The sequence below is a fragment of the Thermobifida fusca NBRC 14071 = JCM 3263 genome (genome assembly GCF_001592045.1).
GTDB lineage: Bacteria > Actinomycetota > Actinomycetes > Streptosporangiales > Streptosporangiaceae > Thermobifida > Thermobifida fusca.
This window is the reverse complement of record NZ_BCWB01000023.1, coordinates 13,691-36,390: the sequence shown is the minus strand read 5'-3', so window position 1 is coordinate 36,390 and position 22,700 is coordinate 13,691. Positions and strand designations below refer to the sequence as shown.

Below are 22,700 nucleotides of genomic sequence, written 5' to 3'. Positions count from 1 at the left end.
GGACGCCGTAGCGGATCCCGGCTCGCGAGTGTCCTCCTCACAGCCCAGCTGCCTAGCGCAACCCGATCGCGTCCACGGCCCTCGCAGGTCAACGGCCTGCCTATCCCGCGGGTGTTCTTCCTCCCGCCTGCTGCCGGGGATGCCCCGGCTGCCGCAGCGTCGCCCCTGGTTTCTCGCAAATCGGGGGTTGAGAGCGGTGCCCCTGGATAGATGTCACACGCGTCCGGGGAGCTGCGAGACAGCGGCGGCACACCGCACACGGCCGCTGGGCTGTGCCGTCGCGGGGGTCCGCACTGATGCGAGGAGGAGACGACATGAGAGCCGTGGTATGGCACGGAGTAGGGGACATCCGGGTCGAGGACGTCGACGAACCGACCATTCAAGATCCCCAGGACGCGATCGTTCAGCTCACCACCAGCGCAATCTGCGGCACCGACCTGCACCTGCTGCGCGGCACTATCCCGGGCATGCGGCCGGGCACCATCATGGGCCATGAAGGGGTGGGGGTTGTTACCGAAGTCGGCCCCGGGGTGCGTAACTTCCGCCCCGGGGACCGCGTCGTGATTTCCCCGACGATCGGCTGCGGCGCGTGCAGCTACTGCCGTGCCGGCTACTTCTCCCAATGCGACAACGCCAACCCTGCCGGGCGTCGGTCCGGGACCGCGTTCCTCGGCGGACCGGAAGCCAACGGCGCCTTCCACGGCACCCAGGCGGAACGCGTCCGCGTGCCCTACGCCAACGTGGGCTTGATCGGTTTGCCGGAGCGGGTCAGTGACGAGGAAGGCATTCTGCTGGCCGACATGTTCCCCACCGGATGGTTCGGTGCCCGGCTCGCCGAAGTCACCCCCGGCGATACGGTGGCGGTGTTCGGCTGCGGCCCCGTGGGACTTTTCACCATCCTCAGCGCTTGGCAGCAAGGCGCAGGCCGGGTCCTGGCCGTCGACGGGGTGGAGAGCCGCCTCGAACAGGCACGCGGCCTGCACGCCGAAGTGATCAACTACAACGTGGAAGACCCCGTGGCCGCCCTGGTGGAACTGACCGGCGGAATCGGCCCGGACCGGGTCATTGACGCGGTCGGAGTAGACGCGCAGCGTCCGGAGAGCGGCCCCGCGGTGGCCGCGGAAGACGACGTGCACCGCTTGGAGAAGGAGCACGCCGCCACAGTGCCGAGCGCCCGCCCCGGGGAGACCGCACAAATCCTCAGCGACGAGCGGGCCCAAGTGCTGCAGTGGGCCGTGGAAGCGGTCGCTAAAGCCGGCACGCTGGCGATCATCGGAAACTACCCGTTGAACGCCCGCATCTTCCCGATCGGCTTGGCCATGAACAAGAACTTGACGCTGAACGCGGGAAGCTGCCACCACCGCAAGTACATCCCGAAACTGCTGGACATGATCACCTCCCAGCAGCTCGACATCACGTCGGTGCTCACCCAGGAAGAACCGATCACCGGGGACGTGCTGCGCGCCTATGAAGCTTTCGGCCAGCACAAACCGGGCTGGACCAAGGTGGCGCTCACCACTGTGTGACCTGCCGGGCCACACCGACGACGAGGAGATCCCATGCCACAACTCCGCCGTGACGATCTGGTGATCCCGGACTACGAGCACCTGCCTTTGGGGACGTTGCAGCACCGCATCCGCGCACTGTCGCAGGAACAGTTGCGGGACCTCATCGCCTACGAGGAGGCGCACGCCCGGCGGGTTCCGGTCCTGGAAGTGATGCAGCAGCGGCTCAAAAGCCTGGAAGAAGGGGCGCAGCCCTCAACCGGGGACCAGACGTTCACCCCGGAGGCTCCGCCAGCACCACGGGGCGGGTCTCCGGTCAGTGAAGCAGGGCAGAGCCCGCCCAGTAGTCCGCCACCACACGGGGACCCTGCTCAGCCGGGCCGCCCCAAAGGGGACCGCCCGGTCTGACTGCCCGGCTGTGCCGGGCCCGGGCATGCCCAACCGGCCCGCGGCACGACGGCCACCCCGCACCGGAGCGCCCTGCCAGCAGGGCGGGCCTACCAGCTCGAAGCGTTCCGCGACGCGAGTGGGGCTTGGCGGCCGCGGGCCGCAGCATGCCGCGAGGCAACCGCGGCACCGGGGTGTCCAGAAGCGACGCGGAACTTCCCCGCCGCCGGTCGGCGCCGTCAGGTACCGTCAGCGGTAACCCCGCTGTCCCCTCAGACCACTTGGGAGGTACCTCGATGGCGTCCGGTGAACCCTTCCGCCCGGCGGTGCTGGAAGGAGTGCTGGAACGCATCACATACGTCAACGAGGAGACCGGCTACACCGTGGCCCGCGTCGACACGGGACGCGGCAGTGACCTGGTCACCGTCGTCGGCGCCCTGCTCGGCGCCCATCCCGGCGAATCGCTGCGCATGGAAGGCCGGTGGACCTCCCACCCCCAGTACGGGCGGCAGTTCCAGGTGGAGAACTACACCACGGTCCTGCCCGCCACCGTCCAGGGGATCCGCCGCTATCTGGGGTCCGGGCTCGTCAAAGGGATAGGCCCCCGCTTGGCAGAACACATCGTCAACCATTTCGGGGCGGCAGCGCTCGACGTTATCGAAAACTCCCCGGAGCGGCTCCTGGAAGTGCCGAAACTCGGCCCGAAACGCACGAAAATCATCACCGAGGCCTGGGAGGAGCAGAAAGCCATCAAAGAGGTGATGGTCTTCCTGCAAACCGTGAAAGTGTCCACCTCCCTGGCCGTGCGTATTTACAAGCAGTACGGCGACGACGCTATTCGCGTGGTGCGGGAGGAGCCTTACTCGCTCGCCGCGGATGTGTGGGGGATCGGGTTCAAAACCGCGGACTCAATCGCCCAAGCCGTCGGTATTCCCCACGACAGTCCGCAGCGGGTCAAAGCCGGAATCCAGTTCACCCTTTCCGAGTTCACCAACGACGGGCACTGCTATCTGCCTGAGGACACTTTGATCAACGAGGCCGTGAAAATCCTCCAGGTGGATTCGGCGCTCGTCATCGACTGTCTGGCGGAGCTGGTCGCTGAGGAGAGAGTGGTCCGCGAAAAAGTCCCTGACCGGGACGGCGAATCAGTGACCGCTATCTACCTGCTCCCCTTCTACCGTGCGGAGACCGCCCTCGCCAACCAGGTGCGCGCGCTGCTGCACACCGAACACGACCGGCTGGCGTCTTTCGCCACCGTGGACTGGGACCGGGCCTTGGCGTGGCTGCGGAGCCAGACCGGCGCCGAGCTGGCCCCCGCCCAGGAAAAAGCCGTCAAACTCGCGCTGACCAACAAGGTCGCCGTACTCACCGGCGGGCCGGGGTGCGGCAAGTCCTTTACCGTGGCCTCCATCATCAAACTGGCCGCAGCCAAACGCGCCAAGATCATGCTGGCCGCGCCTACGGGACGCGCCGCAAAACGGCTCACTGAACTGACCGGGTATGACGCGTCGACCGTGCACCGGCTGCTGGAGCTCAAACCCGGCGGCGAGGCCGCGTACGACCGCGACAACCCGCTTGACTGCGACCTGCTCGTCGTCGACGAAGCGTCCATGCTTGACCTGCTGCTCGCCAACAAGCTGGTCAAAGCGGTGCCGCCCGGCGCCCACCTGCTCCTTGTCGGCGACGTCGACCAGCTTCCCTCAGTCGGTGCAGGCCAAGTGCTCCGCGACCTGCTCGCCGACGGTTCACCGGTGCCCAGTGTCCGCCTCACCCACGTGTTCCGACAGGCCGCCCAGTCCGGGGTGGTCACCAACGCGCACCGCATCAACACCGGCAAGCCCCTCCTGTTGGAGGGCATGACGGACTTCTACCTCTTCCCCTGCGAGGACACCGAAGCGGCCGCGGAACTGACCGTGGACGTGGTCGCCCGCCGTATCCCCCGCCGGTTCGGGCTGGACCCGCGCCGCGACATCCAAGTACTCACCCCGATGCACCGGGGCCCCGCCGGGGCCGGGAACTTGAACATGCTGCTCCAAGAAGCACTCACCCCGGCCCGTCCAGGCGTGGCGGAACGGCGGGTTGGCAGCCGGGTCTTCCGGGTCGGCGACAAGGTCGTGCAGATCCGCAACAATTACGACAAGGGCGCCAACGGCGTGTTCAACGGCACCCTCGGCACGGTGACCGCGATCGACCTGGACGACCAGACGCTGACCGTCCTCACCGACGAAAACGAAGAGGTCGGCTACGAGTTCACGGAGCTTGACGAGCTCACCCACGCTTATGCGTTGACCGTGCACCGCTCCCAGGGCAGTGAATACCCGTGCGTGGTGGTGCCAGTGACGACAAGTGCGTGGATGATGCTGCAACGCAACCTGCTGTACACCGCGGTGACACGCGCGAAGAAACTCGTGGTTTTGGTCGGGTCGCGGCGTGCTATCGCCCAGGCGATCCGGAACGCGTCCTCGGGGCGCCGCCATACCGCATTGGACTACCGGCTGCAGCGGTGATCAGTCTGCGGTGCCCCGCCGGGCGCCTTCAGGCAGGTCCAGTTCGAACCAGACGACTTTCCCGGTGGTTTTCGCGCTGGCACCCCACCGCCGGGACAGGTGGCTGACCAGTTGCAGGCCCCGCCCATTCTCGTCGGTGGCGGACGCCTGGCGCAGCACGGGGCGGTGCTGGTCGTCGTCGGTGACCTCGCACAGCAGGATGTCGGTGCGCAGCAGTCGCAGGTCGATCGGCCGGGACGCGTAGCGGACCGCGTTGGTGATGACTTCGGTGGCGAGCAATTCCACGAGGTCCGTCATTTCTTCCAACCCCCACTCGGCGAGGGTGGTGCGTAGCAGGCGGCGGGCAAGCCCGGGAGTGGTGGGCCGCGGCTGCAGCATCCACTGTGCGAAATCGCCGCTGGGAATCCCGCGCAGGCGGGCCACCAGCAGCGCCACGTCGTCTTCCTGATCGGGTGTGCTCAACGCCTGCAGGAGGGTGCGGCACTGTTCTTCCACGGGCCGCTGCGGGTCGGTGAGGTGGGAGCGGAGCACCTCCAACCCGGATTCCACGTCGCGGGTGCGGGTTTCGACCAGCCCGTCGGTGCACAGCACGAGCACGTCCCCGTCGGCCACCGTGAACTCGAAGGATTCGAACGCGACCCCGCCCAGGCCGATCGGTGCTCCCGTGGGTGTCCGCAGGATCTCCGTGGTGCCGTCCTGGCGCAGCAGGACCGGTGGCACATGCCCGGCGCTTGCGATAGTGCAGCGGTGGATGACCGGGTCGTAGACCGCGTACAGGCAGGTGGCAAGGTAGCTGTCACCGAGCTGGTGGGCAAGGTCGTCGAGGTGGCGCAGGACGTGGTCGGGCGGCAGATCCATGGCTGCCAAAGTCTGCATAGCGGTCCGGAACTGGCCCATGACCGCAGCGGACCGTACGCCGTGGCCCATGACGTCGCCGACGACGAGCGCCACCCGGTTGCCAGGCAGCGGGATCGCATCGAACCAGTCGCCGCCGACCTGGGCGGTGTGGCTGCTGCTGACATACCGGTAGGCGATGTCCACGCTGGACAGGCGTTCCGGAAGTTGCGGCAGCATGCTGCGCTGCAACCAGTCGCCGACCCGGGACCGGGCCCGGTACAGGTAGCCGTTGTCGACTCCGAGGCTGGTCTGCGCGGCGAGTTGGCGCACGGTGAGGATGTCGACCTCGCTGAACCCGGGACTGCCCGGGTGCCGGGCGACGACGGCGGACCCGAGTTTCCGGCCGCGCACGCTCAGCGGGACGACGAGCAGGGAGCAGCCCACCAGGTCGTGCCTTGAGCTGCTGTCGAGGACAGCGGCAATGTCCGCGTCGACGCTGAAGGTGACCGGGTCTCCGCTGGCCATTGCCCGGTATACCGGGTGGGTGGGCTCAGGCGACCACGTGTCGTCTTTAACGGTCAGGGCCTCCCAGCGCGGATGGTTGTCGTGGGTGACCGCGGCCTGCCACAGGTGCCGCGACGAGGAGAACAGTTCCGGCGGGTTGGCGTCCAGGTCGTGGGGCAGGCGCAGCGCGTCAGCCAGGTACACCACGGCGAAGTCCGCCAAGGTCGGCACCAGCGCGTCCGCGAGGCCCCACGCGGTTTTCTCCGGGTCGAGGCTGGCGCCGATCGCCATCGTGGCGTCGTTGAGGAACCCCAGGCGGTCTCGGAGCAGGGTGCATTGTCGGGAAGCGTCAGGAGACGATGCGGTGCGGTCGTCTACTCCGAATGTGCGGGACGTGGTGGGGGAGGCGGTGTGCCTCCGGGATCTGGAATCCATGGGTGTGGGTTCTCCGCGTTCGATGAACGAGGCCTGGGACGGTGGGGGATTGCGTGTCGGGGAAACGACACAGCGGCACCCCACCACCAGGGATTCTGCCCCGTTTCCCCGACTTTGCGACCAGGAGGAATGTCTCAGCCGACGCGGTTGCAGATGAGGAAAAGCTGAACTTCGGGATAGGCCTGGGTGCTGGCCGGGGCGTAAGAGAAGGCGGTTTCGTCTTCGATGGAGAAACCTGCGTCTTGCACGACGGTGCGCAGCTCGTCACGGGGGTAGCAGCTCACCCGCACCTGCTGGCCGAGGAATTGGATGGGCACGTCGTCGAGGTCTGCTTCGACCATGGACAGGCAGAGCCAGCCGCCGGGCACCAAAGCCCGGTGGATGGCTTTCAAAGCTTCCGGAATGCGTTTACGCGGCAGCACGAGCAGGGAGAAGAACGCGACCACGGCGTCGTAGGCCTGCTCTTCGGAGAGGTCCATGATGTCGGCGACCCGGAATTCCGCCTCGGGCACGTTGCGGCGGGCCAGTTCCACCATGGTGGGGGAGATGTCGGTGCCGACCACCTGGAATCCCGCGTCCACGAGCTGGCGACTGGTGGGCAGTCCGGTACCGCAGCCCAGGTCAAGAACACGAGCTCCTTGGGGGAGCCGGCTGGAGAGCCGTTGCACGGACTCAATCTGGCCTTCCTTATGGGGGAAGGCTTCGTCGTAGTTGTCGCCGATATTGTCAAACGCTGCGGCGAGGCTCGCTGCTCGGTCTCGCCACGTCTCGGTACCGGTGGTGTCCTGCGCTTCGCCAGTCATAGCGTTATCGCCCCTTGCATGCTCGCCGGAATTGCTGGCTGGACAGAAAGTACAGTTACCCGGAAATGGGATGTGATCTTACCCCTTAGTGATCTTGGAGTCACGCCCGAAGGAGAAACGGGTAGCAGCAGCCCCGAATAACGGATTGACCGTTGCATTCAACGCTATATATCCCAAACCGGGCGTGTTATGACGGGAAAGAGAAAGAAAAAACCCGAGCACCCTTGGGCGGGAGCAGAAGGGGCGATGCTGCAGCGGAAACCGCCGGATTAGTCTTCGTAGAGCCAGTCCAGCACGACCGCGGCAGTCCATGACTGGCTGCGGCTGCCCAGGGGTGCACCGGTCAGTGGGTGGTAGTACTCGGCGAAGGTGCCGTCCGACACGAGCCGCAGCGTCTCTTCCCGGATGCGGGCCGCAGTGTCGTGCAAGCCGTTGCGGCGCATCGCCCAACTGAACAGCCAACTAATCACTGGCCACTGCGGCCCTCGCCAGTACTGTTTGGGCATGAACTGGGGGGAGGAAGGGGACACCGTGGGCGGGGTTGCAGCGACCAAGTCCGGGTGGCCCATCCAGTCGGGGCCTTCCAGCGTAGCGAGCAGCGCCGCCTGGTCCTGCGGTGCAAGTCCGCCGCTCAGCAGCGGCGCGAATCCGGCGATGGTGGGCGCAGCAATCCACTTGTGGGCGCGCATGTCGTAGTCGCGGGCCAGTCCGGTCTCCGGGTCGCGAGTGTCGAGCACCGCCGTCCGGGAACGCGCAGCCCACCGGCGCAACTGGGCGATCTTCTCGGGGTCCTGGCCGGATTCTTCCCCCAGGTCGGCCAAGACGTCGCAGGAGAGCGCGAACAGCGCGGTCAAGAACACGTCGCCCACCAGGAAACTGCCGATCCGCACCACCTCGTCGGCCCGGTAACCGACGCGGCGCATCTCTTCGATGAGCCACAGGTAGCGGTCGTACTCTTCGTCGGTGGGACGCTCGTCCGCCTCGCACACCTTGTCCAGGTCCTGGCGCACATAGGGGGGAAGGTCGTCCCCGGGCTGCACCGCCGCGTAGGGGGAGTCCCAGCGGGGCGAGTTGTCCATCCCAGACTCCCAGCCGTGGGTGACCGCGATCAGTCCGGTGCCGAGCGGGTCCCGGTAGGTGGCCAGCCACCGCTGCCACGCGAACAGCCGGGGCCAGGTGGACCGCAGCAGCGCCTCGGCGCGGCGGCGGTCCGCGCCGGAGCGTCGCCGTCCCGCATCGACGATCTTGCGCAGCGCGATGGCGTGGACCGGAGGCTGGCAGATACCGGAAGTGTGCGGGCGAGCGGGAGCGTGCTCGCACACCACCGCCGTCTGCCAACGGTCGGGACCGGGAAAGTAGCCGTCTTCGTCGCTGAACACGATGTGGGGGATCATGCCGTCCTCCCACTGTCCGCTCAGCAGGGTTTCCATTTCCCGGCAGGCGCGGTCCACATCCAACTGGGCCAGGCCGACCATGATGAACGCCGAATCCCAGCTCCACATGTGCGGGTAGAGACGCGGCGAGGCCGTCACCATGGTTCCGGTGTCGTTGCCAGCCAGGACCCAGGCCGCCCCAGAGGCAAGCGCGATACTTCCCAAACGGGGGCGCTGTGGGTGGGGAGTAAACAGGCCGATGGAGCCCGTGGTCATGGAAGTCTCCAAGGAGCAAGCTGCACGTCGAGCGCGGTGGATTGTGGTGCTGCGGAAGTGCTCGGACGCCTAGTGTGAACTTGGGGGACGGGCGGCGAGCACGTTAATAAAACTTTACAGGCACAGCCTCGGATTGGCACCCCTTGGGGGTGTCTGATCAGCGATAACGCTGTGCATTAAGCGCGAACGGCGGCACCGCCCTTGATGTTCCGCTGTGCGGGCAGCTCCCCGGCAGCCCAGCCGGTCACACCGATTCACACACCCGAGAGGGCTGCCAGCCATCGGTGCGGCGGCACCGCAGCCTCGCGGAGGTGCAGAACCAGGATCGCAGACCCGCGCCCGCGGGTTTGACACCGGTCCAGCGCCTAACCTGGCTCGCGATGCGCATTGGCGCGGCGGGCAGACTAAAGGAAGCAGGATCTGGGATAAGAAAGGGTTGCCAGACGAAGCTTTCTGACAGACGCTATGATCATCGCGAAATAAAGGTCGGATTTTTTGCATTCCAGACCGTCCGCGAGTAAACGCCGTGGACGACGCGGCTGATGATTGGCGGTGCCTGCGAGACAACCGATGAGCGACTACATTCCCCCGGCTGCACTCCCCGAGCACGTTCTGCAACGGCCCGACGTCCAGGAGGCGCTAGCCCAGAGGGACTTTGGGAAGCTCTTCTACCTCACCCGGAAGTGGGCGGGCATCAGCTACAGCAAGATCGCCGCTTCCTGCGGTATCAAACCCGAGCGGGTGGGACGGCTGGCCCGGGGTGACGGAGCAGTCACCACTTACGACAAGATCCTCCAGATCTGCGACGGTATGCGGATTCCCGGCCACTTCCTCGGACTGCTGCCCCGGCCGTGGGAGAAGCAGCCGGACCAGGTCGGCGATCCCGCGCCATAACGTACGGACCGTCCACTGGGACTACCGCGCGGCCCAGTGCCGTGACGGCAGTCGCACAGTGGACGGCACGTGACTTGTTACATCCCGCTGCTATGCGGCAGTCCGGCGGGGACCCAGCCGGATCGGCAGCGCGGCAGGGGCGTGGATGAACACCGACTCCAGACGGGGCGTCTCCCCCTCAGCGAGGCTGACCTCCGGGAACTCGGTGAACAGCGTCGTCAGCGCCACCTCCATCTCCAGGCGGGCCAGGGCCGCGCCCAGGCAGGTGTGCGGTCCGTGGCCGAACGCCAAGTGCCGGGGCCGCGACTGGGTGGCGTCGAACTCGGCCGCATCCTCGCCGTACCGCTCAACGTCGAGGTTGGCCGCCAAGTAGGCGAGCAGCACCGGTTCCCCGGCGCGGATCGTGCGGTCGCCGATCTGTACGTCCTCGGCTGCGAACAGGAACGGCAGCGTCGCCACGCTGCTGGACTGGCGCAACACCTCTTCGATCGCATCCTCCCACGCGATCGATCCGGACCGCAGGTGCGCCAACTGATCGGGGCGCGTCAGCAGCGTCTGCACCGCATTGGCAAGCGCAGAGGACGTGGTCTCAAACCCGGCAGTGACCAGGAGCCACAGGGTGTCGCGCAGCTCCGCGTCGCTGAGCTTGTGCTCCTCGTCCGTGGCTGTGACGAGGGCAGAGGTGAGGTCCTCGCCAGGGGAGCGGCGCTTGTCCTCAATCAGTTCGTCGAGGAAGGCGTCCAACTCCTCCCGCATGGCACGCACTTCCTCCGGCGAGGACGGGGAGAACGCCGTGTTGACCATCTGCTGCATGCGGCCGTGGTCGCGCTCGGGGATTCCGAACAGCGCGCTGAACACGCGCATGGACAGCGGATAGGCGAACTCGGTTTTGAAGTCGACAGTACCGTCCCGCTCCGCAAGCTGGTCCAGCAGGGCATTGACGATCTCGGTGACCCGCGGACGCAGCAGTTCGACCCGCCGCGGGGTGAACGCCTGTGCCACCGGGCTCCGCATCCTCCGGTGGGCTTCACCGTCCACGGTGAGCATGTTGTCCAGGTACACCATCGCCGCCACCGGGTGGTCGGTGGCCACTTCGCCTTCGTTGAGCGCACGCCAGGTACGCCAGTTGCGGCGGAACCGGGGGTCGATGAGTGCTTCCCGCAGCTCCCGGTCGTGGGTCAGCGCCCAAACTTCCAGACCTTCGACCACCACTCGGGCAAGCGGCCCCGCTTCACGGAGCTGGAGGGCTTGCTCGCGGGATTTTCCTGGGACGAGGACGATGGGTTCTGGGACTGCTGCCATGGTGCCTCCGTTGGTGGGGTGATGTCGACGGGGGTGAAGGTGACAGGAAGCGCCTTGAGTCCGTGGGCGAACAGGGAACGGCGCCGCTCCAGCGACTCGGGGGGAACCGCGAGACGCACGTCCGGCAACAGGTCCAGCAGCGCACTCACCGCGTCGACCGCGATCTGCCGGGAGATCCGCTGCGCCGGGCACGCGTGGGGCCCGGTCCCCCACGCCAGGTGGCCGCGGATCCCGGACGGGCTGAGCGGGTCGATGTACGGGGCAACCGCCGGGTCGGCGTGTGCCGGACCGTAGCCGATGATCAAGCAGTCGCCTTCCTGCACGTACGCGCCTTCCAGCAGGGTGTCGCGCACCGGGTAGCGCCCCGGCAGCAGCGTGATCGGCGGAGACCGCCACAGCACCGTGTCCACGACCTCTTCGACCCGCAGGTGGGCGCCGGCCAGGTCGTAGCGGACCTCCTCGTCGGTGAGGAGGGTGTGCGCGGTGTTGGCGATGAGGTTCATCAGCGGGTCGTGTGCCGCTGAAATAAGCAGGATGAGCTGGTGCGCGATCTCTTCGTCGTCCAATGCGTTGGGGTGGCGGACCATCCGGGAGACGATGTCGCTTCCCGGATTCTCGCGCCGGCGCGCGGTCACCGACTGGGCGTAGGCGAAGAGGCCCAGCCGTGCTTTCTCCGCTTCCTCACCGCCGTCCCACACCTGCCGCATCAGCTCGACCAGCTCGAGGCCTTCCTCTGCGGACAGGCCGAAGTAGCGGTTGAGGACCAGCAGCGGCACCCGGAACGCGAAGTCGGCAACCAGGTCTGCTTTCCCGGTGAGCGCCACGGGAGCGAGCAGCTCAGTGGCGATCCGCCGCACCGCCAGCCGTGTGCCGTCAGCGGTGATCCCGCTGAGCGCGTCCACGATCACCGGACGGTAGCGGCTGTGGTCGGGATCATCGGAGGCGAGCGCGTTCCGGAAGTACCAGAACGGTCCCGGCACCTTCTCCGGAGTGGCGCGCCCTTCACGAGCTTCCCGCCACCGGCGCGGGTCCCGGGCGAACTCGGCAGAGTCCTGCAGCACCCGCCGGTTGACGTCGTAGCCCAGCAGGATCCACGCGGCTACTCCGGGCGCGACCTCCACAGGAGCGATCCGCCCGAACTGCTTCCGCAGCCGTTCCAGTACGTCGGGCAGGTCCGCATCGAGTTCCCCGTAGACCGGTACCGCGAGACGGTGCAGCGCTTCGCGGTCGTCGAGCGACACCGGGCAGCCCTCGGACGAACCCGCGTTGCGATCGTGAGGTGTGTCGGAGTTGCCCACAGGGTAAAGCGGATGGGTCACTGACCACCGCCCTGGAGTCGAGACAACAGGCACATGAAAGACAGGATCATGTTCACAATTCAAGATCATGAACAGATTTCTGGTCGAATGTCATGCCCCTCATGGGGATAGCGGGGCAGTAGTCCCCTTACAGGGGCAAAACCGTGGAAACAAGGTGATGTCCGGAGGGACGGTGGTCTTTCCGCATTAGAAGAGACCTCGCGGGTAGCGCCTGCCCCACGGGAGTTGTGCCGGGGAGGACCCAGATGTCGTACATCAACCGGACAGATGCGGGACGGCGGCTCGCCGGAGAGGTGGCGCGGCGGCTCGCCGGCCAGGACGTCGTCGTGCTCGGCCTGCCGCGCGGCGGCGTCCCCGTAGCGTTCGAGATCGCTACCGCGCTCTCCGCCCCGCTGGATGTGATCGTGGTCCGCAAGATCGGCGTGCCGTTCCACCCCGAGTGGGCCATGGGTGCGATCGGTGAGGACGGGGCCCGCATCGTTCACCAGCGAGCCATGACCATGGCCGGGGTGAGCGAGCAAGCTTTCGCGGAGGTAGAGGAACGCGAACGCCGGGAACTGGAACGCCGGATCCGCCAGTTCCGCGGAGACCGGCCGCGCATCCCGCTGCGGGGACGAACCGCCGTGATCGTCGACGACGGGGTTGCCACCGGTTCCACGGCGCGCGCCGCCTGCCAGGTCGCTCGACATCTGGGGGCGAGCCGCGTCGTGGTGGCGATCCCAGTGGGCGCGCCGGACGCAGTGGCGCGCTTGGAAGAGGAAGCCGACGAGGTGATCTGCCCCCTGGTGCCGGAGATCTTCTCCGCGATCGGCCAGTGGTACACCGACTTCACCCAGACACCGGATAGGGAAGTCACCGAGCTGCTGGCGCGCGCGGCCGCCCGTCCGCGGGTGGAGCAGACGCCCGCACCGGGCAGGGTGGACGAAGAAGTGGAGATCCAGGCCGGACCGATCCGCCTTCCCGGGCATGTGACCGTGCCGGAACGGGCCGTGGGCATGGTGGTGTTCGCCCACGGAAGCGGCAGTGGACGGCATTCGCCGCGCAACCGCTACGTCGCCGCGGAACTCCAGCGGGGCGGCTTGGGCACGCTGCTGTTCGACCTGCTCAGCGAAGCCGAAGCTCAGGACCGGGAGAACGTGTTCGACATCGAGCTGTTGGCGGGGCGGCTCGCCGTGGCAGCCGAGTGGATCCGGGAGCGCCCGGAGACCGCACACCTGCCGATCGGCTATTTCGGGGCGAGTACGGGGGCCGCGGCGGCACTGGTGGCGGCGGCCTCACCGGACAGTGATGTGCAGGCCGTGGTGTCCCGCGGCGGCCGCCCGGATTTGGCTGGGGAGGCGTTGGAGTCGGTACGTGCCGCCACCCTGCTCATTGTGGGCGGCAACGACGTGCACGTCCTCGACGTGAACCGGCAGGCCCAGGTGCGGCTGCGCAGCGAACACCGGCTCACCATCGTCCCGGGGGCAGGCCACCTGTTCGAGGAGCCAGGCGCATTGGAGACAGTGGCGGAGCTGGCCCGCGACTGGTTCGTCACCCACTTGGCGTCGGCGCCGCGCCCGGTGCAGGGCTGACCGCGGACGGGCTGCGAGCCGTGCCCAAGCCCAAGCACCGGGGTGCCTTGCGGCGGCGCTGGCAGACCCAGCCGCGCCGTAAGCAACGCTATGTCGTGCTGATGACGGTCTGCCTGCTCTTGTTTGCCTTGGCCGCTCCGGTGGGCGCCCTGGCCGGAGCGGACTGGGGGATCGTGATGTGCGTGGTGGCCGCGGCAATCCCGCCGGTTGCGGTGATCCTCGGCAACATCGCCGATCCGCGGGACCCGAAGAACCACGACGCGAGGTACGGCCCGAACGCCTCGCGCTGACCCCCGCATGCCCTGCCGGGGAGCGGGGAGGGGCTACGCAACTGCGGTGAGCGGACCGGGCCGCTCACGCGTCCTCGACACCGGCGCGGGCTTTCCTCGATGAGCCGGCCCTGCTGCGTCTGCTCCTCGTTGGCCGCGAGGTGAATGGAAACGGCGTTACCTACCGCATAGGGCGAAATGCACTCATTGATGTGCAGATTTTTCTCGCTGTGGTGCCCACACCGCGCTGACTGCCTCGTTCACTACTCTGGGGTTCTTCCGACTTCTCGGCCCCACCATCGTGTGCGTGGAAACGCTCTGCTTGGAACGGCCCAAAGACGTGCAGCAGTCGATCGCCGCTTTTGGGGATATTGCGGAGAGCGATAGTGAATGCAGCGCACGCCGCTGAAATCATCTCAATGATCCTGAAAGATTGAGAAGCAGCGAATGAATCACGGACCGGTGTTCCGTAAGAGCAGCTGCAGCCGCCCGGAACCCCGCTGCGTCGAAGCAGCTCCTCTCCCTGCTCCTGGTGCGGCGGTGCGGGATGCTCAGCATCCCGAGCGGAGGTATCTGGCGTTCCCCGCTGTCGAGTGACAGGCGTTCCTCGCCGCTGGGGGCAGCCGCAGTCGGGACACCCGACAGGGCGGGGCGCGGCCGCGTTCGACGGTCAGATTGTTCGCACCCGGGCCGCAGATGGGGGAGGCTCGGCAGCCTTCACCTGGACGGGGGAGGTCGATCCCCGAGCGTGCGGGGCGTGTTCCAGGGCCCGCGACGGCTTAAGGCTGCCGCGCCTCTCTTCGGGGCATACCCCGCTGGCGGCCTGGTGAGATGAAACTTTCACCGTTCCGTTGCGTCCCGATGACCGGAAAGGCCTTTCACGACTGCCTCCTCCTAGCATGGGAAACAGAACCACCCTTCACGGGGTTGGACCGGGTGGGACACGCGATGAGGAGGGCAGCCGTGACCGAGCAGCAGTACCCCGGAACCCAGCAGGACCGCGGCGCGAAGAAGGACGCGCAACCGCAGTTCAAGGGGCGCAAGAACGGTCCTTATAAAGACGTCTCCCCTGAGCTTGCCGCCTGGATGCGCACCGGCTGGGCTGATACCGAACGGCGCGACCTGGAGCCCATCGAACAAGCCGCCTACACCGCGAAGCGGCGCGCCACGGTGAGCGCCCGGTTCCCCGGTGAACGGCTAGTGATCCCCGCCGGAAACCTGAAGACCCGGTCCAATGACACCGACTATCCCTTCCGGGCGGCCAGCGACTACGTGTACCTGACCGGTGACCAGTCCGAGGACGGCTGCCTGGTGTTCGAGCCGCGGGAGGACGGCGGTCACGACGTCGTGCTCTACCTGCGGCCCCGCTCCAGCCGGGAGAACGGCGAATTCTGGCTCGACGCCTACGGGGAGCTGTGGGTGGGCCGCCGCAACAGCCTCGCTGAGGCAGCCACCCTCTACGGGCTGCCCACCCGCGACGTGCGCACCCTGCCTGAGGTGCTGCGCGAAGCCCCTGAGGCACCCACCCGGATCCTGCGGGGCCACGATTCGACCCTGGAAGCGGTGGTCACGCTGCGCCGCTCCTCGGAAGGCACTACCGCGGAAGAGGACAAGAAGCGCGACGAAGAGCTCGCGATCTTCCTGCACGACACGCGTCTCGTCAAAGACGACTGGGAGATCGCCCAGCTCCAGCGGGCCGTCGACTCCACGGTCCGCGGCTTCGAAGACGTCGTCCGGGCGCTGCCGCAGGCCCAGGCCACCTCGGAACGCTACGTTGAAGGCACCTTCTTCCTGCGGGCCCGCGTGGAAGGCAACGATGTCGGCTACGGCACGATCGCTGCGTCCGGGCCGAACGCCACCACGCTGCACTGGGTGCGCAACGACGGACCGGTGCGCCCCGGTGACCTGCTGCTGCTCGACGCGGGTGTGGAGACCACCACGCTCTACACCGCGGACGTCACCCGGACTCTTCCGGTCAGCGGCCGGTTCACCGACGTGCAGCGCCGCGTCTACGACCTGGTCTACGCCGCCCAAGAGGCGGGTATCGCCGAAGTGCGTCCCGGCCGTCCGTTCCGCGCCTACCACGACACCGCGCAGCGGGTCCTCGCCGAAGGGCTCATCGAATGGGGGCTGCTGGAAGGGTCCGTGGAACGCGTGCTGGAACTCGGCCTGCAGCGCCGCTACACCCTGCACGGCACTGGGCACATGCTCGGCTTGGACGTGCACGACTGCGCGGTGGCGCGCACCGAAGCCTATGTGGACGGCATCCTGCAGCCCGGCATGGTGCTCACCGTGGAGCCGGGCCTGTACTTCCAGCCCGACGACCTGACCGTGCCCGAGGAACTGCGCGGGATCGGGGTGCGCATCGAAGACGACATCCTCGTCACCCCGGAGGGTAACCGCAACCTGTCCGCGGCCCTGCCGCGCACTTCCGCGGACGTCGAAGCGTGGATGGCGGAACTCCTGCCCCGCTCCTCATAAGAGCGGTTGACGTTCGCCACCCGCACGGGGCGCCCCGGCAGCACGCTTGGCCTGCCGGGGCGCCCCGTGCGTTTTTGGGAACATCCGCGGAGAAGCGGTGGGGAATCTCCGCTGCAAACAAACAGAAAATAGACAATTTTCTAGCAGAAGCCCGACCCTGCCTCTAGGGAGACAAACTTCTCACTCAACTTGTCCTGGGATTTCAAGTCGGAGAACGCGTGATCCGCGGAAGAACGTGACGAAGAAGGCGAAAATCGCGGTAGAAATGTTCAGTGATCTACCACGTGGCACCGATTGAGAGATGGCGGGCCAACCCTGATCGCCCGTATGCTCCCGCGTCACTGCAGCGGGATGGATTCATCCACGGCGTGGCCGACGAAGAGATGACACTGCGGGTCGCCAACGCCTTCTTCCGCAATCCGCCCAGCCCGGTGATCGCCCTCGTCATCGACGAGGCTGGACTCGCCGAAGGGGTGGAAGTCCGTGACGAGCGGGTCGTCCCCGCACCGCCCGGATTCGAAGACGGGGTGGTGTTCCGGCACGTCTACGGCCCGATCGACCGCTCTGCGGTGGTGGCACTGCTCGACCTCGAACGGGACGAGAGCGGCCGCTACACGGCGCTCGTCCCCCGCTGCTGACCGCCGCGCCGCCCGGCGCGCCCGCGTCCCGGGCTTTCCTCGGTGCGGGCCTGTCCGGAATGCTGTGGGGCTAGCGGTGAATGGAGACATCACCCGCGGTTTCACTAGTGTGCGGATGCGTCCGATGGAGAATCGGGTGCGGTCACTCCGGCAGTCGAAGCAACAGGATGATCCGCGCAGTGCGGTGCAGCGGCCGGTGGGACGCGGAGCCGGTTGGGTGACGCGGCCCGTCCCGCCGGCCGGTCTTAGTCAACTGACCCAGGCCTGGACGGTGGGGAGACGATGAAGATCTCGGTGGTCGTGCCCGCCTACAACGAGGAGGCGGTGATCGAACGCTGTCTGAATGCGTTAGTGAACCAGATCGTGCCGGTGGACGAGATCCTCGTCGTCGACAACAACTCCACTGACCGCACCGCGGAGATCGCCGAGAAGTACCGCGAGTACGGGGTCCGGGTCATCCGTGAAACCGTCCAAGGGCTGATCCCAGCGCGCAATCGCGGATTCGACGAAGCCACCGGAGACATTCTGGGGCGGATCGACGCCGACACCGTGGTGGAACCGGACTGGTCGCAGCGGCTCGCGGAAGCGTTCGCTGATCCGGACGTGGCGGCCGCGACCGGACCGTCCTGGTTCTACGATGCGCCGCTGCGCCGCACCGGGCTGGCCGCCCAGCGGCTGCTGTGCCACCGGGTCAACCGGGTGCTCTCCGGCCACCCCATGCTGTGGGGGTCCAACATGGCGGTGACCAAGGAATGCTGGCGGGAGCTCCGCGACCACGCCTGTCCCGGGCCGGACATTTTCGAAGACCTGGACTTGGCGATCCACCTGCACCGGTTGGGACGTACGGTGCGCTACAGCGACCGGCTGCGCGCCCCGGTCTCCGCCCGCCGCATCGGGGGGCCGCTCCGCGACCTCTACCGCTATCTGCGCACCTGGGACCGCACCTACGCGCTGCACGGGCAGCGCCGGGCGGCCGCGGGGGCGCGGATGTTGACGTTGGCTGGGCTGGTCGTGCTCTTCCCGCTGGTGGGGCTGCTGCTGCGCGCCTATGCCCCGGAGCAGGGGAGGCTGTCGCTGCGCCGTTTGTTCTCCCGCGGGGCGGCACCGGGGTCGCGGCCTATCCCCTGACCGGTGGCCGCGTCACCGGTCAGTCCAGGGGACGCCAGTCGGCGTTGGCGCCGCAGATCACCACGCACGGCAGTTCGCCGGGGACGTGCCCGGCCAGCCAGGCAGCCATGGGAGTAGCCGCGGCGGGCTCCACCGCGATCCGGAATTCCTCCCACAGCAGGTCGCGGGCGGCAAGGATCTCGGGGTCCGAGACGAGGGTGGAGGTCACGTTGCGGTCGCGCAGTACCGCGAACGGGATGTCGCCCACCCGGGAGGCGCCCAAGGCCGAGGCCGCTACTGAATCGACCGGGGTGTCCACGGGCTCGCCGGCGGCGAATGCGGCGTGCAGGCTGGCGCAGCCGCGCGGCTCTACCGCGACGGTGAGCCGTTCGTCGCCGATGCCCAGGCTCACGCCTGCGGCGAGACCGCCGCCGCCTACGGCCACGGCGACTGCATCGCAGTCGGGTGCGTCGGCGACGATCTCGTGGCCGAGCGTGCCTTGGCCTGCGACCACGTCCGGGTCGTTGTAGGCGTGGATGTAGCGGAGCCCTTCGGTGTCCGCGTAGGCGCGGGCTGCGGCTTCCGCTGCCGCGTACTCGGTGCCGGCCCGAACCACGTCGGCACCGGCGTCCCGCAACCGCCGCTCCTTGACCGCGGGAACGGTCTCGGGTACGTACACGGTGGCCGTACCGCCGAGCAGGTGCGCGGCGGTGGCCACTCCGAGGCCGTGGTTGCCACCCGAGGCGGTAACCACCCGTTCACCCCTGTCCCCGGTGAGTAGCGCATTCAAGGCGCCGCGTAGTTTAAACGCACCGGTGAGCTGCAAATGCTCCAGCTTCAGCAGCAGGGGGCGGCCCCGCAGACGAGTGCGCAGGAGCGGGGTGCGACGCAGATAGGGAGCGGTGCGTTGGACAGCGAGGTGCACGTCGAAGGTCGTGGGGACCTGACGGGACACAGTGATGCGTGACGTCATGGTTCCACTCTGCCCACCAGAGGAATTAAGTTAAAGTTACTCTTTCTAAAGAAGATTAAGAATCTCTTGCCGCATGGGGGTGTGGTGCTCGACGCGAACCGACTGCGAGTCCTCGTGGAAGTGGCACGCGCGGGGTCCATTACCGCGGCCGCGGAACGCCTGTCCTTCACCCCGCCCGCGCTCTCCCAACAGCTCGCCAAACTCGAACGGGAACTTGGCTGCGCACTCCTCGAACGCGGCCGCAACGGGGTGCGGCTCACCGAGGCCGGGCGGGTCCTGCTCGACCACGGGGAACGCGTCCTCGGGGAACTCCGCGAAGCGGAACGGGCCGTGCGCGCCACCCTCGGCCAGCACCCGTCCACCCTCAGCCTGGGCGCCTTCGCCAGCGCAGGCACCACCCTCCTGCCGAGCGCCCTCGCGGAATTCCGCCGCGCCCACCCCCACGTGCGGCTCGCCCTCAGCGACGTGGAACCCCCTGACGGCTACGGGCTCGTCACCTCCGGCGACCTCGACCTGCTCATCACCCACTGCTATCCCGGGACCGAGCTGCCGTCCGCCACCGGCCTCCGCCGGGAACGCCTCCTAACCGACCCCCTGATGCTCGTCCTGCCTGACGGGCACCCAGCCATCGACAAGCCCCGGATCACCCTGGCCGACCTCGCCGATGAAGAGTGGATCTGCGGTGCACCCGGCATCCACAACCGAATCGCCTTGGAGACCGCGGCTGCCGAAGCCGGCGTGGAAGTGACCGTCGCCTACGAGACCCGCGACTACGAGGTCACCCTCGCGCTGATCCGTGCCGGCGTGGGTATCGGCCTCGTCCCCGCCACCATCCTCCGGACCCACCCCGAACACCAGTGGCACGCCCACCAGCTCTCCGGGACCGACCTGGCCCGCACCATCTTCCTCGTCTACCGGCCGCGCCTGCCCGAGCCCGTCGCCGCGATGGCCGCTACCCTCCGGGACGCTGCCCGGCGCGCCCTCGCCTGAACCGGAAGCCGCTCAGCTGCTCGGACCGCTTTACGGCAGGGCCTGCTCCGCCCAGATCGTCTTGCCGTTGGTGCGGTGTCGCGTCCCCCAGCGGCGACTGAGCTGCGCCACCAGGAACAGGCCGCGTCCCCCCTCGTCAAAGGTCCGCGCCCGCCGCAGATGCGGCGCAGTGTTGCTGGCATCGGAGACCTCGCAGATCAGCGTCCCATCCTGGATCAGCCGCAACTGGATGGGGGCGCTGGCATAGCGGATCGCGTTGGTCACCAGTTCGCTGACCACCAGTTCGGTGGTGAACGCCAACTCCTCCAACCCCCACGCGGCCAACTGCCGTGTCGTCCACGCGCGGACCTCCCCCACCACTGCGGGGTCCGCAGGCAGGTCCCACGTGGCCACCTTGCGGGAATCCAAGGCGCGGGTGCGGGCCACCAGCAGCGCTGCATCGTCGATCGCACCAGCCGGCAGCAGGGTGCGCACCACCGAATCGCAGACTCCCTCCAGCGACGAGGAAGACTGCGACAAGACCGCGCGCAACTGCTCCAACCCCTGGTCCATGCCCGTGGTCCGCGACTCCACCAGGCCGTCGGTGTAGAGCACCAGCAGACTGCTGGGTGACACCTCGAATTCCACCGACTCGAACGGCACCCCGCCCACCCCCAGCGGAGGCCCCGCGGGCATGGCCACGAACTCGACCGACCCGTCCGGGTGGACCACGGCAGGCGGAGGATGCCCGGCCCGCGCCATAGAGCAGCGTCGCGACACCGGATCGTAGATCGCATACAGGCAGGTCGCGCCGATCTCGGGCATGGTGTCCGGCCGAGGGCTTTCCTCGGCGGAAGAGTAGGTCGCCTCCTCCGTGTTGAGTCGGATCACCAGATCGTCCAGGTAGGTGAGGAGCTCTTCCGGCACCAAGTCCACATCCGAGAGGGCGCGCACCGCCGTGCGCAACTGCCCCATGGTGGCGGAAGCGTGCAGCCCGTGCCCGGTGACGTCCCCCACCACGAGCGCCACCCGCGCCCCCGACAGCGAGATCACGTCATACCAGTCGCCGCCCACCCCGAACCGGAAACCGGCAGGCATGTAGCGGGTGGCGACCTCCACCGCGGAATTGTGCGGCAGCCGCTGCGGCAGCAGGCTCCGCTGGAGAGTCAGCGCAGCGCTGCGCTCCCGCGAATAGCGGCGGGCGTTGTCGATCCGCGCCGCGGCCCGGGTGGCAATGTCCTGCGCCAACAGCAGGTCGTCCTTGCTGAACGGCGCCAAGCCGTGGCGCCGGGTGAGCAGGATGAGACCGAACGGGCGGCCACCAACCAGCAGCGGCAGCATCATGAACGACCGCACCCCGGCCGCCTGGATGATCTCCCGGTAGGCGGGGTACCGTTCCAGCCATTCCTCGAGCTCCGCGGAGTCCACCCGGAACCGTACCGAGCGCTGCTCCGACAGGCACCGGCCCAGCGGCGAGTTCAACGGGAAGCGCGCCACCTTGCCCGGTTCAGGGATCCCCTCGATATGGAGGGGTTCCCGCAAAGTGGAGCGGCGGACCAGGCACCGCAGGGAAACCGGGTCGTGGAGCGGAGCGAACGTCGGTTCCGCGCCCTTGAAGACCGACTCCAGCAGCAGCACGAAAGCCGAGTCGGCGAACTGGGGGACCAGCACCTCCGCGGTCTCTTCTGCGGTACGGGTCATATCCAACGTGGTGCCGATCCGCATGCTGGCGTCGTTCAGCACGGCCAAGCGGCGGCGCGCCCAGTACTGCTCAGAGGTGTCGAACACCGTGCAGGCGGCGCCCCGGTTGTGCCCGGCAGGGTCCTTCAGCGGCGCAAAGAACAGCGTCCAGGCACGTTCCGGGGAGTCCTCGCGCAACTGGCTGCGCACCTCGTGGCGGATCAGCTTCCCTTCCCGCAGGGTCCGTGCCACAAGGTCGTCGAATTCGGTGAAGATCGGCAGCGGGGTGAGCTCCCGTAGCCGCTTCCCCAAGGCTTCTTGCACGGGAATCCCGGAGAGGCGGGCCATCGAATCGTTCATCTCGGCGAGCTGCCCCTTGTGGTTGAAGATCGCCACTGGCAGCGGCGATTGGGCCAGCGTCCACTCGCGCAGGTGTGCCAGATCCGGGTCCTCCACCGGCGGCTGGTTCTCCTGAGACGCAGACCGGTCCAAGATGGTCAGATACCAGTGGACAATCCCTTGCGGGCCGTGCAGCGGGTGCGCATACAACTGCAACGGCAGCGGAGTACCGTCCCGGGCATGCGCGTTCACCTCGCCGACCCACGCCGCGGGATACGACGCGAAGTCGATCGGTGCGGGACCGCCGAGCCCGAACACTTCGGTGATCGGACGACCCACCGCCTCTGAAGGGAGGTAGCCAAACAGCCACTGGGCCCCCAAGCTCCACGCCACCACAGTGCCGTGCACGTCAACCGTGGCAGAGGCCATGCTCCCACCGGGAACCGGATCGTAGGAGGTTCCCTGGAAAGTGCTGTCGCTGTCCATGCCTCACCTCGCTGACGCTGGTCGCCGAGCACGCCGCTGCCAGGG

General features: G+C 67.7%; 18 protein-coding genes. 11 read left to right on the top strand and 7 right to left on the bottom strand.

What is annotated here, in order from left to right:
- Nucleotides 1-314 precede the first annotated feature (314 nt).
- The 3 genes from TF1_RS05085 (at nt 315) to recD2 (ending at nt 4,399) form a co-directional block, all read left to right on the top strand.
- Complete coding sequence (locus TF1_RS05085) at nt 315-1,526, top strand: zinc-dependent alcohol dehydrogenase (protein ID WP_011292181.1); 1,212 nt, start codon at nt 315-317, stop codon at nt 1,524-1,526.
- 33 nt (nt 1,527-1,559) lie between these two features.
- A complete protein-coding gene (locus tag TF1_RS05080) occupies nt 1,560-1,913 on the top strand; it encodes a hypothetical protein (protein WP_011292180.1) in 354 nt (117 codons plus the stop codon).
- A 275-nt stretch (nt 1,914-2,188) separates the two neighbouring features.
- Entirely contained in the window at nt 2,189-4,399 is a 2,211-nt protein-coding gene (gene recD2, locus TF1_RS05075) for an SF1B family DNA helicase RecD2 (protein ID WP_011292179.1), read from the top strand.
- On the opposite strand, the gene TF1_RS05070 is transcribed toward recD2, so the two are convergent.
- The 3 genes from TF1_RS05070 to ggh all read right to left on the bottom strand — a co-directional run bounded on the left by TF1_RS05070 (nt 4,400) and on the right by ggh (nt 8,627).
- On the bottom strand, nt 4,400-6,175 hold the full coding sequence (locus TF1_RS05070) for an ATP-binding SpoIIE family protein phosphatase (protein ID WP_011292178.1): 1,776 nt from the start codon (nt 6,173-6,175) through the stop codon (nt 4,400-4,402).
- 134 nt (nt 6,176-6,309) lie between these two features.
- Nucleotides 6,310-6,978 carry a class I SAM-dependent DNA methyltransferase gene (locus tag TF1_RS05065; protein ID WP_061783691.1) on the bottom strand — a complete coding sequence of 223 codons (669 nt, stop codon included), beginning with the start codon at nt 6,976-6,978 and terminating at the stop codon, nt 6,310-6,312.
- 269 nt (nt 6,979-7,247) lie between these two features.
- Entirely contained in the window at nt 7,248-8,627 is a 1,380-nt protein-coding gene (ggh, locus tag TF1_RS05060; protein ID WP_016188809.1) for a glucosylglycerate hydrolase, read from the bottom strand.
- A 570-nt stretch (nt 8,628-9,197) separates the two neighbouring features.
- On the opposite strand from ggh, the gene TF1_RS05055 reads away from it, so the two are divergent.
- Nucleotides 9,198-9,521, top strand: coding sequence for a helix-turn-helix transcriptional regulator (locus TF1_RS05055; RefSeq protein WP_011292175.1), 324 nt, complete (start codon nt 9,198-9,200; stop codon nt 9,519-9,521).
- A 90-nt stretch (nt 9,522-9,611) separates the two neighbouring features.
- Here the strand turns inward: TF1_RS05055 and TF1_RS05050 are convergent, their stop codons facing one another.
- Complete coding sequence (locus TF1_RS05050; RefSeq protein WP_061783696.1) at nt 9,612-10,730, bottom strand: cytochrome P450 family protein; 1,119 nt, start codon at nt 10,728-10,730, stop codon at nt 9,612-9,614.
- Nucleotides 10,700-12,064 (bottom strand): cytochrome P450, encoded by a 1,365-nt coding sequence (locus tag TF1_RS05045; RefSeq protein WP_011292173.1) that lies wholly within the window; start codon nt 12,062-12,064, stop codon nt 10,700-10,702. Before TF1_RS05045 ends, TF1_RS05050 begins: the two co-directional genes overlap by 31 nt.
- A 323-nt stretch (nt 12,065-12,387) precedes the next feature.
- Here TF1_RS05045 and TF1_RS05040 point away from each other — a divergent pair, with 323 nt between their 5' ends.
- From TF1_RS05040 to TF1_RS05020, 6 genes are all read left to right on the top strand, one after another.
- On the top strand, nt 12,388-13,713 hold the full coding sequence (locus TF1_RS05040) for a phosphoribosyltransferase (RefSeq protein WP_011292172.1): 1,326 nt from the start codon (nt 12,388-12,390) through the stop codon (nt 13,711-13,713).
- A gap of 20 nt (nt 13,714-13,733) precedes the next feature.
- Nucleotides 13,734-14,003 carry a DUF3099 domain-containing protein gene (locus TF1_RS05035; RefSeq protein ID WP_227480880.1) on the top strand — a complete coding sequence of 90 codons (270 nt, stop codon included), beginning with the start codon at nt 13,734-13,736 and terminating at the stop codon, nt 14,001-14,003.
- A gap of 426 nt (nt 14,004-14,429) precedes the next feature.
- Nucleotides 14,430-14,579, top strand: a complete 150-nt coding sequence (locus tag TF1_RS15775; protein WP_081430414.1) for a DUF397 domain-containing protein — start codon at nt 14,430-14,432, stop codon at nt 14,577-14,579.
- A gap of 351 nt (nt 14,580-14,930) precedes the next feature.
- Nucleotides 14,931-16,463, top strand: coding sequence for an aminopeptidase P family protein (locus tag TF1_RS05030; RefSeq protein WP_156482486.1), 1,533 nt, complete (start codon nt 14,931-14,933; stop codon nt 16,461-16,463).
- A gap of 272 nt (nt 16,464-16,735) precedes the next feature.
- On the top strand, nt 16,736-17,101 hold the full coding sequence (locus TF1_RS05025) for a DUF952 domain-containing protein (RefSeq protein ID WP_016188804.1): 366 nt from the start codon (nt 16,736-16,738) through the stop codon (nt 17,099-17,101).
- 282 nt (nt 17,102-17,383) lie between these two features.
- Nucleotides 17,384-18,229, top strand: a complete 846-nt coding sequence (locus TF1_RS05020) for a glycosyltransferase (protein ID WP_011292168.1) — start codon at nt 17,384-17,386, stop codon at nt 18,227-18,229.
- A gap of 19 nt (nt 18,230-18,248) precedes the next feature.
- Here the strand turns inward: TF1_RS05020 and TF1_RS05015 are convergent, their stop codons facing one another.
- Nucleotides 18,249-19,181, bottom strand: coding sequence for a threonine/serine dehydratase (locus TF1_RS05015; protein WP_011292167.1), 933 nt, complete (start codon nt 19,179-19,181; stop codon nt 18,249-18,251).
- Nucleotides 19,182-19,265: 84 nt separating this feature from the next.
- Here TF1_RS05015 and TF1_RS05010 point away from each other — a divergent pair, with 84 nt between their 5' ends.
- Nucleotides 19,266-20,171: a LysR family transcriptional regulator gene (locus TF1_RS05010; RefSeq protein ID WP_011292166.1), complete on the top strand. Its 906-nt coding sequence runs from the start codon at nt 19,266-19,268 to the stop codon at nt 20,169-20,171.
- A 30-nt stretch (nt 20,172-20,201) separates the two neighbouring features.
- Here TF1_RS05010 and TF1_RS05005 read toward each other — a convergent pair whose 3' ends face one another.
- Nucleotides 20,202-22,655 (bottom strand): SpoIIE family protein phosphatase, encoded by a 2,454-nt coding sequence (locus tag TF1_RS05005; protein WP_061783689.1) that lies wholly within the window; start codon nt 22,653-22,655, stop codon nt 20,202-20,204.
- Nucleotides 22,656-22,700: the final 45 nt, after the last annotated feature.